This is a genomic window from Nocardia africana NBRC 100379 (assembly GCF_001612635.1).
Classification (GTDB): domain Bacteria; phylum Actinomycetota; class Actinomycetes; order Mycobacteriales; family Mycobacteriaceae; genus Nocardia; species Nocardia africana.
In genome coordinates this window covers 220607-236449 of sequence record NZ_BDAV01000006.1, presented here as the reverse complement: position 1 = coordinate 236449, position 15843 = coordinate 220607, and the positions used below count along the sequence as shown (strand labels likewise).

The window sequence follows — 15843 nt, the reverse complement described above, 5'->3', positions numbered from 1 at the left end:
AGGTTTGCGATTTGTCCCACGTCAAAGTGTGGGGCGCCCGCTTCATCCGAGGATATCCGGGAGGTTCTCCCATTGGCTGAGGAATGGAGGGGTCGGCGTCGGGCAGTTCGTGCCACAGCGACGTGTGTCCAAGGAGGCGGAAGAAGTTGTGGTAGAGCGCGCTGTTGGTGTAGGAGCTGAGCGCGGTGGAGGCGTCGGGGGAGAGGTCGCCGTCGATTCCGTTCCATGTGATGACAGGCCGAGGCTGGGAACGATGAGTTCTTCTGCATCATCCAGGTCATCGCGTAGGCGTCGCCGGGTAGTCCTTCGAGTGCGGGGTTGGGAATGGCGTGGCGGGCGGGGAGCGATCCTCCGGTTTAGGGAGAGCGGCTTCTAGCTTTCCCGTCCCAGATAAGCAACCGGAAGTAACTTATCGGCCGATCGTCGGGTCGGTCGCGCGTGTGCGGCCCGAGCCGGAGTGCTTATGGTGATGGGCGTGAGCAGAGCACCGGAACGCGAGGAGAGCGCACCACGCCGGCGGGCGGACGCGCGGCGAAACCGCGACCGGATTCTCGAGGTCGCCGAGGTGGTGATCGCCGAGGACGGCGCCCAAGCCTCCCTGCGCGATATCGCCCGGCGCGCGGGAGTGGGCCTGGGCACCTTGTATCGGAACTTTCCCACCCGCGATGCCCTGCTGGCAGAGTTGCTGGGCGAGCGTTTCCGTGAGTTGGCCGACCATGCCGCCGAACTGGCCGACGGCAGTGCGCCCGAAGTCGAGGCGTTGCGAGAATGGTTGTGGCAGTTCAGCATCGGTGCCGCCGCCTACCGGGGCCTGCCGGCCGCCCTGCTCGAGACCGTCCACGACCCGCAGTCGCCGCTGTACGGGGAGTGTCGGCGATTGCAGCAGTCGGGGAGTGTGTTGCTCGATCGGGCACAGCGTGCCGGCGCGGTGCGAGCCGATGTCGACAGCGCCGACCTGTTCGCCCTCGCCGCGGCTATCGGATGGATCGCCGACCAATCCGATGTTCTCACCCCGCGCCGTCGGCACCTGTTCGACGTGATGTTCGACGGCCTGCTCGCGCGGTGAGACCGGTGGGGCCGGTCAGTGTGGTTCGGGAAGCGCGGCGATGCCGAACATCTCGTGCGCCAGCCCGAATCCGAGGTCGTCGACCAGCCGGCGCTTCCACGGGCGTTGCGCGATCGCATGGGTGAGCCGGCGGGTGGTGCGCGGTTTGGCGGCGATGAGCTCGGCCAATTCCCATGCCCGCGTGAGGATTCGGTCCGCAGGCAGGACTTCGTTGACCAAGCCCAGTTGTAGCGCGGTGTGCGCGTCGATCGGTTGGCCAGTGTAGAGGTGGTAGGCGGCGCGTTTGGCGCCCAGCAATTCCTGCAGGGTGAGCTGCTGTCCGTCTCCGGGCGGCACGCCGACCGCGAAATGCGGGTCGATGATGGTGGCCGTCTCCGCGGCGAGGGTGATATCGCACAACAGCGCGATCTCGGTATGCGCGGCGCTGGGGCCGTTGATGACCGCGATCGTCGGTATATCGATGGCGAACACCAGGTTTTCCAGCAGCTTCGTGCCGTCGTAGTACACATGCTCGTAGGCGTGATCGTCGGGAAGTTGCGCGCGCACCAGTCGGTCGCTCTGCTCCTGTGCCGTGGCGGCAGCCGTCCGGTACCAGGCGTCGCCGGTACCGGTGAGGATCAGCACCTCGTTGTCGGGATCATTGCCTACCTCCTGCCACAACTGCCCCCACGCGTTGTGGGTCGCGAACCAGCTCTCGTCCGCGGTGACCGGCCCGCCGCGGGTATGCAGAGCGATCTCGATGATCCCGTCCCTGCGCTGCATCTTCGCGTAGTCGGCGTATTTCGCCGCGTAGTCCTCGAATGCGGGGCGCGGCACGAAACCGCCGACCGCGTGCTGCCAATCCTTCAGATCCGGCATGGCCTTCCCTCCTGGAACCAATCGGAGCAGTGCTCCACTAACTATATGGAGCACTGCTCCGTATATCAAGGCGCGATGCCGGCGTCGATCGTGTCGTTTCGGGGGCCGCTTAACCTGGGCGGGGTGACGGACAACCAACTCGGCGAGTTCCTGCGGGCGCGGCGGGCCGGCGTGCGACCTGATCAGATCGGTCTGGTCTCGTACGGTCGTCGCCGGGTCGCCGGGCTGCGACGGGAGGAAGTCGCCGAGGCGGCCGGGATGAGTGCCGACTACTACACCCATCTGGAGCGGGGGCGGGAGCGGCATCCGTCCGCGCAGATGCTCGACGCGCTGAGCCGGACCCTGCTGCTCTCGGACCCGCTGAGGGAGCATCTGTTCCGGTTGGCGGGGGTCCTCCCGCCCGCCCGTGCGGTGGAAACGGTCGACCCGGTGCTGCGGCAGATGCTGGACAACTATTCGGCCGCACCGGCGTTGGTGATGAATTCGGCGATGGACATCCTCGCGGCCAATGCCGTGACCGAGGCGTTCTTCTCGGCCTATCCGCGCATCGACAACATGGCGCGAATGACGTTCCTCGAACCGGTCAGCCGGGACTTCTGCGTCGACTGGACCTGGACGTGCCAGGCGATCGTCGCGGGGTTCCGGCAAGCCTGCGCCCGGTATCCTGACGATTCCCGCCTGCGGTGCGTCATCGACGAACTCCTCACGGCCAGTGGCGAATTCGCTGAGCTGTGGCATTCCTACACGCTGTGTGCCGCGACCACCGATCCGCGCGCGTTCGTCCATCCCGAGGTGGGACCGCTGCGATTGACGTACCGGTCCTTCGACGTGCGCGAGGCCCCGGGGCAGCGGCTGATGCTCTACCAGCCCGAGGCCGGAGCCTCCGTCGACGCGCTGGCCCGGCTGCGCGCCCGGATGGGCGACGGCCGCGAATCCCTGTCCTGACCGCCGAGGCCCCGTGCCTGGGTGTCTCGCACCCAGGCACGGCGGAAACGGCCGTACCTACCATGCATGAGCCCGCTGCGAGCATGCTCGCGGCATCCATCACCTCGTGCAGGAGAACTCGTGCCGAACCCGCGGTCCTCGATCGACCCACGCTCGCGCAACCGCCGTCGGCGGCGCGTATTCGCCTCGTCCTGCGTCGTCGTGGCGCTGACGGCGATCGGTGCCGCGGTACCCGCGACCTCGCATGCCGAACCCGCATCCTGTGCACCCGCGACCGCGACCACCGTCACCACGGCCGCCGTCCCGTACCTGGACTGGGCCGAGAACCTCGCGTTCGACGCACAGGGCGACATGTGGGTCTCGCGGCTCTACCGGAACGAGGTGCAGCGCTACGACACAGCGGGCCGGGTCACCGCCACGGTGGCGGTGACCTCGCCGGGCGCGATCCGGCTCGGCCCCGATCACAAGCTCTATGTCGTCTACGGCGACAATTCGATCAACCTGATCCCCGGCACCCGCGGCAGCGGTGTCGTCCGCTTCGATCCCACCGCCGCCGCGCCCGTTCCCGAGGTGTTCGTCACTGGCCTCGCCATGGCCAACGGCGCCTTCGACGCGGCCGGCAACCTCTACATCGCCGACACCGGGTCGGGCGTGGTTCGCGTCCGCCCCGATGCCGGCATCGACACCGACTGGACCGCGCAGGCCAGGATGTTCGGACTCAATGGACTTGTCGTCCGAGGTGATTCGATCTACACCACCCTCTATCTGAGCGCCCGTGGGCAAGTCCTGCGCATCCCGATCGACGTACCCGCCCGCTCGGCCACGGTCGTGGACCTGAGCATGTCCGACGATCTGGCTGCCGGCCCCGACGGATACCTCTACGTCGCCACCACCGTGGGCAATCTTGTTCGCGTCGACCCCGGCACCCACCGCGTCTGCACAGTGCTGACCGGCAGCCCGCTCGCGGCGGTCGCGGTGCCACCCGACGGGACCCGCGACCTCATGGTCGCCACCGGCAGCGGTGACGTCCTGCGGGTCCACCTGCCCGGCTGATGCCGGTTCGCCCGCGGTCCGCTACCGCGCAGTCCGCTCGGACCGAGTCAGCCGGTGACGTATCGCACGGTATGCCACTCGCTCGAAAAAATAGGTATACGCACGGGTAGTTCTACCGTCGCGGTGGTGCGTGCCGGCGGCGAGGCTGGAGTGCGTTCTATCGGTCACGTTGCGGAGGATTCGATGTCTGCACCCAAGCTTCAGCACAGGTCTCCTGTCGGCACATCGAGCACGGAAGAGATCTTGATGATCCGGCGATGCGCGAAGTGTGACAAATTGTTCGCGCCGCTCACGGTGGGATGTTCCTCGTGTGCGTCGGATTCGCTGGAACGGGTGCCGTCGTCGGGAGTGGGTTCGATCGTATCGTGGCGGGTGGTGGACCGCGCCGGGGCGGATGGTGCGCTGACATCGTCGACGGTGGCGATCGTCGAACTGGACGAGGGTCCGTGGGTCTACACCTCGCTGGAGGGCGAGGTGCCGCTGCTCTCGGATCGGCCGGTGCGGGTGCATTTCCAGCCGCGTCCGCGAGACGACAGATTTCCGGTCTTCGTGGTGTGTGCCGATCGCCGTCACCGGCAGTGCCGCGGTGAATCGGTGGCTTCGGCCGGCTCCGGCGGACGAGACCATGCACCGCGGTGAACCTCGGGTCGCGCGGTGCTACGGCCAGGCATGGGTCCGGACCTCGCTGCGGCAGTGCCGACTCCTCGAGCGAGACGGCTATCTCGATCCGCCCGGGGGATCAGTTCGCCGCGTCCGGAACCAGGCCTACCAGACCTCCGTCGACGAGCAGGTCTTGGCCGGTGATGTAGGACGCCTCGTGCGAGGCGAGGAAGGCCACCGCGGCGGCGACCTCTTCGGCGGAGCCGATCCGGCCGGCGACGATATCGCCGGCCACCGCGGTCTGCACGGCCTCGGGCAGTTCGGCCCGCAGCGCGGGGGTGTCGATATATCCCGGGCTCACCGAGTTGACCCGAATTCCCTTGGCGCCCAACTCCGCAGCGAATGTGCGGGCCAGATTGTGCGCCGCGGCCTTGGTCGCCGAGTACAGCGAGCCGAACGGCATCCCGCGGTGCAGTGCCCACGAGGCGTTGATCACGACCGCCGCGTCGGCCGACAGCAGTGGAATCGCCTTCTGGACGGTGAAGAACACTCCTTTGACGTTGACGCCGACCACCCGGTCGAAATCGGCCTCGGTCACCTCCTCGGTGGGCGGGAAGAATCCGACGCCCGCATTCACGAAGAGCACGTCCAACCGGCCGTAGTTGTCCCGGATGGTGTCGAAGACGGCATCGATGGCGGCGAGATCGGTGGTGTCACCGGCGATCGCGAGCGCCTCCGGCCCGAGTTCGTCCGCGGCCGCGGCCAGCGCGGTCGTGTCGCGGCCGGTGACGATCACCCGCGCGCCCTCGTCGCGCAACCGCCGCGCGGTGGCCAGTCCCATACCGCTCGTCCCGCCGGTGACCAGTGCGATCCTGCCGTCGAACCTGTTGTCTGCCATGGCAACAGCGTGCCGAGGATCGACCTCGGCAACCAGTGCGAGGTCAACGTGGGATAGCTACCACCAGGCTATGCGGATGTGGCGGACCGCTCCGGCGTCAGCAGGCTCAGCCGCTGCTCGGTCTCGGTGCCCGGCCGAGGGTTGTACAGCACCAGGTGCCAATCGGGGTGGTCCGCGACGATCAGCGTGGTCGTGTCGAAGACCAGTTCGCCGGCCTCCGGATGGCGCACCGCATGCACCGCCTGCGTCGCAGCGCCCACCTCGTGGCGCGCCCACAAATCGGCGAATTCGCCACTCGCCGAGGAGAGTTCGGTGATCACCCGGTCGAATTCGGGATCGCCCTGCGCCGCATCCGCACGATAGGCGGCGACGACCGCGGGTGCGGCGGCGGCCCAGTGCAGGTGCATCTCCCGATAGCTCGCATTGGTGAAGAACGACACGAGGCAGTTGTAGTCGTCGCAGTCGTAGCCGAAGGCCATTCGTGCTCCGTCGTTGACGGCCAGAATGTTCCAGTACCGATCACGCAGCACCGCGGGCCGTGGTGACCACACCGTGAGTAGATGCCGCATTTCCGCGGTGACCTGTGCGTCCCGATCCCGTACGGCCCGAGGCGGATTCATCCCCGCCAGTCGATACATGTGGGCCCGCTCCCACTCGGTCAGTCGCAGTGCTCCCGCGATCGCGTCGAGCACTGCGGTCGACACCGTGATATCGCGCCCCTGCTCGAGCCATGTGTACCAGGACACGCCGACCCCGGCGAGCTGCGCGACTTCTTCGCGTCGCAGTCCCGGCGTGCGACGGCGTCCGGTCGGCGCGAGCCCGACCTCGGCGGGGGTGAGCCGTTCGCGGCGACTGCGGAGGAATTCGCGCAGCTGTTCCCGGCGCCGCGCCGTCTCACTGGTCATGAGAAACAGTAACAACGCGCCGGGCGGGGGCGCGGTGGATCAGGCGTCACCCGTACCGTGAGCTGCGGCGGCAACCGCAGGTGGACTTCCCGCGCCGCCCAGGTCGATGTTCCGCATCGTGACCAACGCTGTGGCGCAGAGTGTTTCGGCACCCTGGTCGACACCGTAGACGTCGGCCGCCGCGACGGTGATCGCCTTGCCGGGCTTCACGACCCGCCCGCGGGCCAGCAGATACTCGCCGCGCGCCGGTGCGAGAAGTTTGACGGTGTAGTCGGCCGTCATGTTCACCCAGCCGACCGGAAGCAGCGTCCCCGCCGCGGATCCGCCGGCGAAGTCCGCGAGCGACCCGATCACCCCGCCCTGGAAGTTGCCGTTGTGCTCGGTCAACTCCGTCCGATACGGCTGCACGATCTCCACCTCGCCCCGCTCGACCCGGCGGAACGAGAGCCCCAGATGCCGCGCCGCGGGCATACCGAGGACGACGGCCTCGACGATCTGCGCGAACTCCGGATTCTCCGCCTGCTGCCCGCTCATCACCCGGCTCCTTTCGGGATGCTCCCGGCGCTCCATCGCTGACATCGGGACGTACGCCACAACTGGACTGACTGTCATTCAACCTGAACTTGACGTCAACTTCAAGTACGGCGGAGCGGAAGATGCGGCGTGGATGCGGACGTCACCCACGCCGCACCGGCTTCACATCACGATGCGCAGGGGGTGCTCGATCAGCTCTTTCAGCTGGGCGAGGAATTGGGCGGCGACGGCTCCGTCGATGGCGCGGTGGTCGGCGGACATGGTGACGCGCAGGATCTTTCGGCTCACCACCTCGTCGCCGTCGAGGCGGAGCTCGTCGGTGGCGGCGCCGATGGCGAGGATGGCGGCTTCGGGCGGGTTGATCACGGCGGTGAAGTGTTCGATGCCGTACATGCCGAGATTGGAGATGGTGAAGGTGCCGCCGGTCATTTCCTCGGCGCGGAGTTTGCGCTCGCGCGCGCGTTCGGCCTTGTCGCGGGTTTCGGCGGCGATGGCCGAGACGGTTTTGCGGTCGGCGTCGCGGATGACCGGGACGAGCAGGCCGGCGGGGGTGGCGACGGCGACGCCGAGGTGAACGCCGTGGTGGCGGCGCAGGGTGTCGCCGGCGAAGGAGACGTTGACGGCGGGATTGGCGCGCAGTGCCGTGGCGACGGCCTTGACGAGCAGATCGTTGACGCTGACCTTGCCTGCCCCGGTGTCGGCGAGTGTCTCGTTGATCCGGATACGGAAGGCGAGCAGCTCGGTGACGTCGATGGCGCTGGTCAGGTAGATGTGCGGCGCCTGCTGTTTGCTCTCGGTGAGGCGGGTGGCGGAGACGCGCTGAATGGTGGTCAGTGGGATTTCGTCGTAGTCACCGGCGGCGGGGGCGACGGTGGTGCCCTGCTGTTCCGGTGCGGCGGTCGTGTGCGCAGTGCCGGAAGCGCCTGCCGCATGGGCTTTTTCGACGTCGAGGCGCGTGATGCGCCCGCCGGGCCCGGTCCCGATGACGGTTGTGATGTCGACGCCGAGTTCCTGCGCGATCTTGCGCGCCAGCGGCGAGGATTTGCGGCGGACGCCGTCGGAGGCGGAGGGCACTGCCGGCGCCTCGGCGATGTCGGCAGGGTCCTGGGCGGGTCGTTGCGCGGTCTGCCGTCGTGCCGATGCGGTGTCGGCCGGCTGACCAGGTGCCGAAGACGCCGCGGCGGCGGTTCCGCTGCCGTCGCCGAGGATGGCGATGGGTTCGCCGATGGGAACGCGGGTTCCGGGTGCGGCGATGATGTGTTCGAGGACGCCGTCGTCGTAGGCCTCGAGTTCCATCAGGGCTTTGTCGGTTTCGATTTCGGCGAGCACGTCGCCTCGGGTGACGGTGTCACCGACCTGTTTGAGCCAGGTGGCGACGACGCCGTCTTCCATGGTGTCGGAGAGGCGCGGCATGGTGATTTCGGACAACGATGTTTCCTCTCAGCGTCGCTTGCCCACGGCCGCAAGGGTTTCGACGGCGGCGGTGTAGAGCGATTCGACGGACGGCAGGGCCAGCTTCTCGAGCGGCTTGGCATAGGGGAGCGGCACTTCGGCCATGGCGACGCGGCGCACGGGAGCGTCGAGATAGTCGAAGGCGCCGTCGGAGATCGAGGCCGCTATCTCGGCGCCGATGCCGTAGGTGAGCCAGTCGTCCTCGCCGATGACCGCGCAGCCGGTGCCGCGGACCGAGCGGACGAGGGTGTCGCGGTCGAGTGGGCGCAGGCTGCGCAGGTCGATCACCTCGGCGGAGATGCCCTCGGCGGCAAGCTGTTCCGCGACCTGGGCGCAGACGGTGGCCATGCGGGAGTAGCCGATGAGAGTGATGTCGGTCCCCTTACGGGTGACGGCGGCCTTGCCGATCTGCGCGGGCGGAAGATCGTGCGGTACGTCGCCTTTGGTGTTGTAGAGCGACAGGTTCTCGAGGAACAGCACCGGGTCGTCGTCGTCGATGGCGGCTTTGAGCAGGGCACGGGCGTCGGCGGGGGTGCTGGGTGCCACGACTTTGAGCCCGGGTACGAACGCGTAGTAGAGCTCGATGTTCTGCGAGTGGGTGGCGCCGAGTTGCTGTCCGCCGCCGCCCGGGGTGCGGATGACCATCGGCACGCTGGTCTGCCCGCCGAACATGCCGTAGATCTTGGCGGCGTGGTTGACGATCTGGTCGAGGGCGAGCAGGGAGAAGTTGATCGTCATGATCTCGACGACCGGGCGGAGGCCGAGCATGGCTGCGCCGATGGCCGCGCCGACGAATCCCTCTTCGGCGATGGGGGTGTCGCGCACGCGCTGGTCGCCGAATTCGTTCAGCAGTCCGGCGGTGATCTTGTAGGAGCCTTCGAAGACGCCGATCTCCTCACCGATCAGGAAGATGTCGTCGTCGCGGCGCATTTCCTCGCGCAGGGTTTCGCGCAGCGCTTCGCGGTAGGTCATGACAGGCACGGGATGGTCCTCAGGCGGTGAAGAGCGGGTCGGCGGGCAGGCGGCGGGAATCGCCGGGCACCGGGGTGGCGTAGGTGTAGTCGAACAGGCTCGACGGCTCCGGGTGCGGGCTGGCGTCGGCGAACTCGACGGCGGCGGCGACCCCGGCGTCGACCGATGAAGCGATGGCGCCGGCCGAATCATCGTCCAGGACACCAATACTCAGCAATGCCGCCTTCCAGCGCTCGACCGGGTCGTGCGAGCGCGCTGCCGACACCGCCTGCTCACTGCGATACTTCGCGGGATCGACCACCGAATGGCCCTTGAGGCGGTGGCTGACCGCCTCCAGCAGGGCCGGCTGGCCGTCGCGCCGCGCGGCCTCGATCAACTCGCCGGCGATATCGCGGACGGCGAGGACGTCGGTGCCGTCGACGCGTTCACCGCGCATGCGGTAGGCGGCGGCGCGCTTCCACAGATCGGGTTCGGCGGAGGACTTCTCGACGGTGGTGCCCATACCGGTCTGGTTGTTGACCACCAGGAAGACGATCGGCAGCTTCCACAGTGCGGCCAGGTTCAGCGATTCGTGGAAGGCGCCGATATTGGTTGTGCCCTCACCCATTTGGCAGACCACGACGTCGTCGCCGCCGCGGTAGTCGATCGCCAGCGCCGCGCCGACCGCCAGCGGTACCTGGCCGCCGACGATGGCGTAGCCGCCGAGCAGCCGAGTCTCGGTGTCGTACATGTGCATCGATCCGCCCCACCCTTTGGAGGTGCCGGTGGAGCGGCCGTACAGCTCGGCCATGACCCGGCCGGGCTCGATGCCCTTGGCGAGGGCGTAACCGTGTTCGCGGTAGTTGGTGAACAGATAGTCGGTGGGCCGCATCGCCGCGCCCAGGCCCACCACGGTGGCCTCCTCGCCGAGGTTGAGGTGGCAGTAGCCGCCGATCTTGGCCTGCTGGTAACTCTGCGCGGTGCGTTCCTCGAACCGGCGCACGAACAGCATGTCGCGGTACAGCTTTCGCAGTGTGTCGGGGTGTTCGGCCGCCACGCGGGACTCGAACGATGCTGTCGGCGTGGCCGTTCGGTCGGCCGGCGCAGAGTCGGTCGCTGCGGTGCGGGCTTGCTCCGATGCGGTCGATTCGGCGGCCGGGGGCCGTCGTTTCGGTGCGCGCCGGGTCGACGTGCGCGTGGCCTGCTGCGGGGTTGTGGTAGTCACGGTGGTGCTCCTCAACGTGAACGCGGCGCGGTGTGGATCGGCAGGCCGAGCCCGGTCAGGGCTGCTTCCATACCGATCTCGCCGAGGGTGGGGTGGGCGTGGATGGTGTCGGCGAGTTCATCGAGTGTCGCTTCGAGCGAGATCGCCAGTGCGCCTTCGGCGATCAGGTCGCTCGCCGAGGGGCCGATGATGTGCACGCCGAGTACTTCCCGATGGCGTGCGCCGGCCACGATTTTGCAGAAGCCTTCGGTGTCGCCGAGTGCCTTGGCTCGCCCGAGTGCGGCGAACGGGAATTTGGCGGTGATCACCTCGTGGCCGCCGGCGCGGGCCGCGTCCTCGGTGAGGCCGACGCTCGCGATCTCCGGGTGGGTGAACGTCGCCGCGGGGATGGCGGTGTAGTCGATGCCGGCGTCGTGACCGGCGATGACGTCGGCGGCGGTGATGCCCTGGTGGGAGGCGACGTGGGCCAGCAGCGCCTTGCCGGTGACATCGCCGATGGCGTAGACGTGTTCGGCCGTGGTCCGCAGCCGCTCGTCGACGAGAATGAAACCCCGGGCGTCGGTGTCGATTCCGGCGTATTTCAGGTCGAGATCGGCGGTGTTGGGACGGCGGCCCACACCGACGAGCACGACGTCGGCCTGGATTGTCCGTGTCGTCGCACCGTCGACCTCGACCGTCAGCGCATCGCCGCTCTGCTCGATGCCGGTGACGGTGCAGCCGGTGAGGACGCTGATGCCGCGCTGGGTGAACGAGCGGCCCAGCGCGGCACCGATCTCCTTGTCCTCCAACGGGACCAGCCGATCCTGCATCTCGACGACGGTCACGTCGGCGCCGAAGGTCGCGAACAGGCCGGCCCATTCGGCGCCGACCGCGCTGCCGCCGATGACGACCAGTCGCGCGGGCACCTCCGTGACTCCGAACGCGCCGTCGGAGGTGATCACGCCCGGCAGGTCGGCGCCCGGAACGGGCAGCAGCGCGGGCACGGACCCGGTCGCGACGATCACGTCGGTGGCCGTCACCGTCCGGGTCGACGCGCCGGCCGGGGCGGCGCCGTAGCGCGGCCCGTCGGTGAAGACCGGCGAGGGACCGGGGTCGAATATCTCCACGGTGGTCGGTCCGGTGAAGCGGGCATGGCCCTCGATCACGGTGACGCCGTTGGCCTTCAGTAGCCCCGCCACGCCGCCGGTCAGCTCCGCGACGATGCCGTCCTTGCGTCGGCGGACGGCGGCGAAGTCGAAGCGAACGTTGTCGGCGTAGACCCCGAATTGCGATGCGGCGCTGAGCGTTTCGAATACCTCGGCCGAGCGCAGCATGGCCTTGGTGGGAATGCATCCCCAGTTCAGGCACACCCCGCCGGGGCGTTCCTTTTCCACCACGGCGACGTGCAGGCCCCGCTGGGCCGCGCGGATCGCCGCGACATATCCGCCCGGCCCGCCGCCGATGATCAAGAGATCGAATTCCGGCACTTGTGGTGCTCCTCGTCCTGGATTGTGTGACCCGAATCCGGTTGCGGTGTGGGTCATCAGGTGTGGAGTCTTATCCGTGCGCGGACGCCGGACAATTCCCGGCAAGCCCAGCAATTGCGGTTCGGAATTGGGCGCTGCGCCCAATTCCGGTCCGGGCTGTTCCGCGCCGACGGCTCAGCCGGCGGGGTGATCGAGCAGTTCGCGGGCCGTCAGCGCGAGGGAGAGTTCGAGTTGGTGGCGCGGGCCCTCCAACGGCCGCCCGAGCAGCGTCGCGGCACGCTGGAGCCGGTTGATGACGGTGTTGCGGTGGCAGTGCAACAACGGTGCGGCATGGGCGGCCGAGCAGTTCTCGGCCAGCCAGACCGTCAGCGTGTGCAGCAGGATGTCGCGCTCCTTCGCGGGCAGCGCCAGAATCGGGCCCAGTGATCGCTGTACCAATCGCTGCGCCAGATCGGGCGCGCGCACCAGCAGGGCTTCGGGGTAGTTGTCGTCGAGCCGGGTGAGGGTCGCGTCGCGACCAGCGGTATCCAGTGCGAGGATGGCGAGTGCGTGGGCGACGTCGATCTCGGCCAACCCCTCCACCGCCGGAGAAAGCCCGGCGTGTCCGAGAACCAGTGGTTCCAGCACCTCCGCCACCTGCTGCGGGGAGTGCTGTTCGAGCGCGACGATGCCGACCGTGTGATCGCCCCGATCGTGGCGGACCGAGCGAATTCCCATGGCCGCCAACGCGCTTTCGGTCCCCAGTCGTAGCGGCTGCGGTTCACCGCGAGCGACGACCACCAGGTAGTCGCCGCCGGCGGGGATGGCGAGTTCCCGCGCCGCATGCGCGGCGAAGACGGCATCGCGGCCACGGCCGGAGAGGACATCTTCGATCAGGGCGTGGCGGCGGCGCTCGTCGCGTCGAACGCGATCGAGTTCGGCGCCGCGATAGGAGGTCACCAGCGCCGAGGACATCCCGTCGACCACCGCCCACATGGCGGTCCCGATTTCGCGGAAATCGGCAGGTGACATGTCTCCGGCACGATCCATCAGGGCTTCCCACACGATGCGCCCGCCGAGGCGGAAGGTGCGCTGCATGGCCTCGAGCGGAACGCCCTGCGCGGCGCGTTGCCGCCCGATCGCGGCGGCCACATCGTCGCTTTCGGCGCCGGCTCCTTTCGCCGCGAGCAGTTCCAGCACCCGGGTCAGGAACCGCCGGCATCCGTCCCGCAGATCCTCCCGGCTCACCGCCGAATAGTCCGTCCACTCCGGATTGTCGGTGAACACCGCCGCCATGAGCCGGGCGGTGAGCTCGGCGATATCGCTGCCGCACGCCCTCGCCAACTCCGCGGAGTCGGGCACGGGTTCGGGAATTTCAGCGGGCGACACGTCGGCCACAGTACGTCGAGATCGGACGAACGGACACAACCGGTCGGTCGTCTAGTGGCTCTTACCTGCGGATTCGCCCGATCGTCCAAGTCGTCCGGCGAAGTTGTCCAGGTTGCGCAGATCCCCGGCTGTGGTCACTGCCACATTCTTTCCTCCACAGTGATCCGCTCCACAGGCAGGAAAGTTCATGACAGGTAGCTCGACCCGCGATACGGGGAGTGCGCTGCACGCGCCACAGCTCATCGCGAATTGCCAGATGCTGTACCTGGTGTGGATCCCGGAGGATCCGCACGCCGTAGCGGCATTGGTGCCCGAGGGTTTGACCCCGCGTGCGGACGGCGCCTGCTACATGAATCAGTACATCGTCACCGACCCGATGCAGACGTCCAACGGCGCCGCCGAAGCCGATGCGTTCGGCGCGTATTCACTGACCTATCTGGGCGCCGATCTGGCGGGTCTCGATACCGAGGCGGGAGTGCCGGCTCGGTGGTGGACGCACTACTTCAACAGTTCCGAGGCGATGAATCGCTATGCGGCCGAGCGCGGTGTCCCGACCGGCCCCGGCCGTACCGAGTTGGAGATCGAACCCGAAAAGGTCGTCGCGACAACGTATCTCGGTGGCATGCCGACCATCAGGACCACAGCGCGGATCAGCGATTCACCGACCACTCGATCGGCGGGCCAGCTGCGCTACATCACGCGCGGCGAGGAGGGATTCGTCAGCGGCCGCTACCCGTTCGTCGCCGAGATGGCCGGCGGCTTCGCGGTCGAATCGCTGGAATTCCTCGATCCCGATCACGACACCTTCGCGCTGCGGCCCGCCGACCCGCTGACGGTGACCTTCGGCTTCTACTCGCCGGACATCACCTTCTGCTATCCGGGCGGCGAAGGCCCGCTGGGCAGCAAGCACGGCAGCTGAACAGACCGTCACATCGCAACACCGAAAAACTCGACGAGGAGAAGTTCGACATGGCACTGCTCGACCGAAGCGCCTGGTACGATCTTGCGCGCACGACCGAATGGACACCCACCTACATTTCGGCCGATGATCTGTTCCCGCCCGAAATGAGTGGTGGCGAGGGCATTCCCGACGAGGCGTGGTCGACCTACGACGAACCGTACAAGGTCAGCTATCGCGAGTATGTCGATGTGCAGCGGCAGAAGGACGCCGGCGCGTACTCGGTGAAGGCCGCCCTCGAACGCAACGATCTGTACAACAAGGCCGACGCCGGCTGGATCTCCATTCTCAAGGAGCACTACGCCGCGGTGGCGCTCGTGGAATACGGTGCGGCGCTGCAGGAATCGCGTTTCGTGCGATGGTCGAAGGCGCCGGGCATGCGCAATATGGCCACCTTCGGGATGCTCGACGAGATGCGGCACGGCCAGATCCAGCTGTACTTCCCGCACGAATACATCAGCAAGGACCGCCAGTTCGACTGGTCGCATCGGACCATGTGGACCAACAACTGGGTCGCGCTGGGGGCCCGCCACTACTTCGACGACATCATGATGACCCGCGACGCGGTCGCCACCTCGATCTACGCCAACTTCGCATTCGAGACCGGTTTCACCAACCTGCAGTTCATCGGCTTGTCCGGTGATGCGGCCAACGCGGGTGACTTCACCTTCTCGAAGCTGATCCAGAGCATCCAGTCCGACGAGGCGCGTCACGCGCAGCTCGGTACGCCGCTGCTGCAGATGCTGATCGAGCACGGCCAGGTGGAGAAGGCGCAGAACCACATCGACGTGTCGTTCTGGCGTTCGTATCGCCTGTTCACGATCCTGTCCGGCATCCCCATGGACTACTACGTTCCGCTGGATGTCCGGGAGAGCTCGTTCAAGGAGTTCATGCAGGAGTGGATCGTCACCCAGTTCATCAAGTCGATCGAGGACCTCGGTCTGCGCAAGCCCTGGTACTGGGACATCTTCATGCGTGACCTCGACGAACACCACCACGGCCAGCATCTGGGCACCTACTCCTGGCGCCCGACCCTGTGGTGGCACCCCGCCGCCGGCGTCAGCCCCGAGGAGCGGGACTGGCTGGAGGAGAAGTATCCCGGCTGGAACGACACCTTCGGCAAGGTGTGGGACGTCATGATCGACAACTTCGCCCACGGCCGCAACGAGAAGACGATCCCGGGCACGTTGCCGATCACCTGCAACGTCTCCCAGCTGCCGATCGTGGGCACGCCGGGCAGGAGCCTGCACGACACCACGCTCGTGCACGAAGGACGCAAGTACCACTTCGCCTCCGAGGTGGACAAGTGGATCTTCCAGCAGGACCCCGAGCGCTACAAGCACCACCGCAGCCTGATCGACCGCTTCCTGGGCGGGGAGATCCAGCCCGCGAATCTCGACGGCGTTCTCGAATACATGGGCCTCGGGGTGGTCAGCGAGGGCGGCGAGGACGCCCACAACTACGCGTGGGTGGACCGCTACCGCGACAGCCTGGTCCAGGCCGGCTGAGCGGCCGCACGGTCCTGCCCTCTCGACAAGCGTCCTCTCGAAAGTTCAAGGAGCCC

General features: G+C 67.6%; 15 protein-coding genes. 6 read left to right on the top strand and 9 right to left on the bottom strand.

From position 1 onward, the window contains the following. The first annotated feature begins 475 nt into the window (after nucleotides 1-475). Complete coding sequence (locus tag NA3_RS09190; protein WP_218021795.1) at nucleotides 476-1066, top strand: TetR/AcrR family transcriptional regulator; 591 nt, start codon at nucleotides 476-478, stop codon at nucleotides 1064-1066. Nucleotides 1067-1081: 15 nt separating this feature from the next. Here the strand turns inward: NA3_RS09190 and NA3_RS09185 are convergent, their stop codons facing one another. Next, nucleotides 1082-1924: an enoyl-CoA hydratase/isomerase family protein gene (locus NA3_RS09185; RefSeq protein ID WP_062963150.1), complete on the bottom strand. Its 843-nt coding sequence runs from the start codon at nucleotides 1922-1924 to the stop codon at nucleotides 1082-1084. A gap of 75 nt (nucleotides 1925-1999) precedes the next feature. Here NA3_RS09185 and NA3_RS09180 point away from each other — a divergent pair, with 75 nt between their 5' ends. The 3 genes from NA3_RS09180 (at nucleotide 2000) to NA3_RS39250 (ending at nucleotide 4561) form a co-directional block, all read left to right on the top strand. After that, entirely contained in the window at nucleotides 2000-2869 is an 870-nt protein-coding gene (locus NA3_RS09180; protein WP_218021794.1) for a helix-turn-helix transcriptional regulator, read from the top strand. Between the two features lie 120 nt (nucleotides 2870-2989). Then, entirely contained in the window at nucleotides 2990-3922 is a 933-nt protein-coding gene (locus NA3_RS09175) for an SMP-30/gluconolactonase/LRE family protein (RefSeq protein ID WP_128145142.1), read from the top strand. 183 nt (nucleotides 3923-4105) lie between these two features. Next, the gene (locus NA3_RS39250) at nucleotides 4106-4561 is read left to right on the top strand and encodes a Zn-ribbon domain-containing OB-fold protein (RefSeq protein WP_084491403.1); all 456 of its coding nucleotides are present in this window, start codon (nucleotides 4106-4108) and stop codon (nucleotides 4559-4561) included. 100 nt (nucleotides 4562-4661) lie between these two features. Here the strand turns inward: NA3_RS39250 and NA3_RS09165 are convergent, their stop codons facing one another. The 8 genes from NA3_RS09165 to NA3_RS09130 form a co-directional block, all read right to left on the bottom strand. After that, nucleotides 4662-5420, bottom strand: a complete 759-nt coding sequence (locus NA3_RS09165) for a glucose 1-dehydrogenase (RefSeq protein ID WP_062963147.1) — start codon at nucleotides 5418-5420, stop codon at nucleotides 4662-4664. Nucleotides 5421-5488: 68 nt separating this feature from the next. Further along, nucleotides 5489-6325, bottom strand: coding sequence for a helix-turn-helix transcriptional regulator (locus NA3_RS09160; RefSeq protein ID WP_062963146.1), 837 nt, complete (start codon nucleotides 6323-6325; stop codon nucleotides 5489-5491). A 39-nt stretch (nucleotides 6326-6364) separates the two neighbouring features. Next, nucleotides 6365-6859, bottom strand: a complete 495-nt coding sequence (locus NA3_RS09155) for a PaaI family thioesterase (RefSeq protein WP_062963145.1) — start codon at nucleotides 6857-6859, stop codon at nucleotides 6365-6367. Nucleotides 6860-7021: 162 nt separating this feature from the next. Further along, nucleotides 7022-8287, bottom strand: coding sequence for a dihydrolipoamide acetyltransferase family protein (locus NA3_RS09150; RefSeq protein ID WP_174561062.1), 1266 nt, complete (start codon nucleotides 8285-8287; stop codon nucleotides 7022-7024). A 12-nt stretch (nucleotides 8288-8299) separates the two neighbouring features. Continuing rightward, a complete protein-coding gene (locus tag NA3_RS09145) occupies nucleotides 8300-9283 on the bottom strand; it encodes an alpha-ketoacid dehydrogenase subunit beta (RefSeq protein ID WP_218021807.1) in 984 nt (327 codons plus the stop codon). A 19-nt stretch (nucleotides 9284-9302) separates the two neighbouring features. Further along, complete coding sequence (gene pdhA, locus NA3_RS09140; RefSeq protein WP_084491464.1) at nucleotides 9303-10487, bottom strand: pyruvate dehydrogenase (acetyl-transferring) E1 component subunit alpha; 1185 nt, start codon at nucleotides 10485-10487, stop codon at nucleotides 9303-9305. 11 nt (nucleotides 10488-10498) lie between these two features. Then, complete coding sequence (lpdA, locus tag NA3_RS09135; RefSeq protein WP_062963141.1) at nucleotides 10499-11953, bottom strand: dihydrolipoyl dehydrogenase; 1455 nt, start codon at nucleotides 11951-11953, stop codon at nucleotides 10499-10501. Nucleotides 11954-12127: 174 nt separating this feature from the next. After that, on the bottom strand, nucleotides 12128-13321 hold the full coding sequence (locus NA3_RS09130) for a PucR family transcriptional regulator (protein WP_227995324.1): 1194 nt from the start codon (nucleotides 13319-13321) through the stop codon (nucleotides 12128-12130). A gap of 187 nt (nucleotides 13322-13508) precedes the next feature. On the opposite strand from NA3_RS09130, the gene NA3_RS09125 reads away from it, so the two are divergent. After that, nucleotides 13509-14240 (top strand): hypothetical protein, encoded by a 732-nt coding sequence (locus NA3_RS09125; RefSeq protein WP_062963139.1) that lies wholly within the window; start codon nucleotides 13509-13511, stop codon nucleotides 14238-14240. 50 nt (nucleotides 14241-14290) lie between these two features. After that, entirely contained in the window at nucleotides 14291-15787 is a 1497-nt protein-coding gene (locus tag NA3_RS09120) for a YHS domain-containing protein (RefSeq protein WP_062963138.1), read from the top strand. Nucleotides 15788-15843: the final 56 nt, after the last annotated feature.

Excerpts from the sequence above, each read along its gene's own strand:
- NA3_RS09185 (WP_062963150.1), bottom strand. The coding sequence starts at position 1,924 with ATGCCGGATCTGAAGGATTGGCAGCACGCGGTCGGCGGTTTCGTGCCG.
- NA3_RS09160 (WP_062963146.1), bottom strand. The coding sequence starts at position 6,325 with ATGACCAGTGAGACGGCGCGGCGCCGGGAACAGCTGCGCGAATTCCTC.
- NA3_RS39250 (WP_084491403.1), top strand. The coding sequence starts at position 4,106 with ATGTCTGCACCCAAGCTTCAGCACAGGTCTCCTGTCGGCACATCGAGC.
- NA3_RS09145 (WP_218021807.1), bottom strand. The coding sequence starts at position 9,283 with ATGACCTACCGCGAAGCGCTGCGCGAAACCCTGCGCGAGGAAATGCGC.
- NA3_RS09165 (WP_062963147.1), bottom strand. The coding sequence starts at position 5,420 with ATGGCAGACAACAGGTTCGACGGCAGGATCGCACTGGTCACCGGCGGG.
- NA3_RS09125 (WP_062963139.1), top strand. The coding sequence starts at position 13,509 with ATGACAGGTAGCTCGACCCGCGATACGGGGAGTGCGCTGCACGCGCCA.
- NA3_RS09155 (WP_062963145.1), bottom strand. The coding sequence starts at position 6,859 with ATGAGCGGGCAGCAGGCGGAGAATCCGGAGTTCGCGCAGATCGTCGAG.
- NA3_RS09180 (WP_218021794.1), top strand. The coding sequence starts at position 2,000 with ATGCCGGCGTCGATCGTGTCGTTTCGGGGGCCGCTTAACCTGGGCGGG.
- NA3_RS09120 (WP_062963138.1), top strand. The coding sequence starts at position 14,291 with ATGGCACTGCTCGACCGAAGCGCCTGGTACGATCTTGCGCGCACGACC.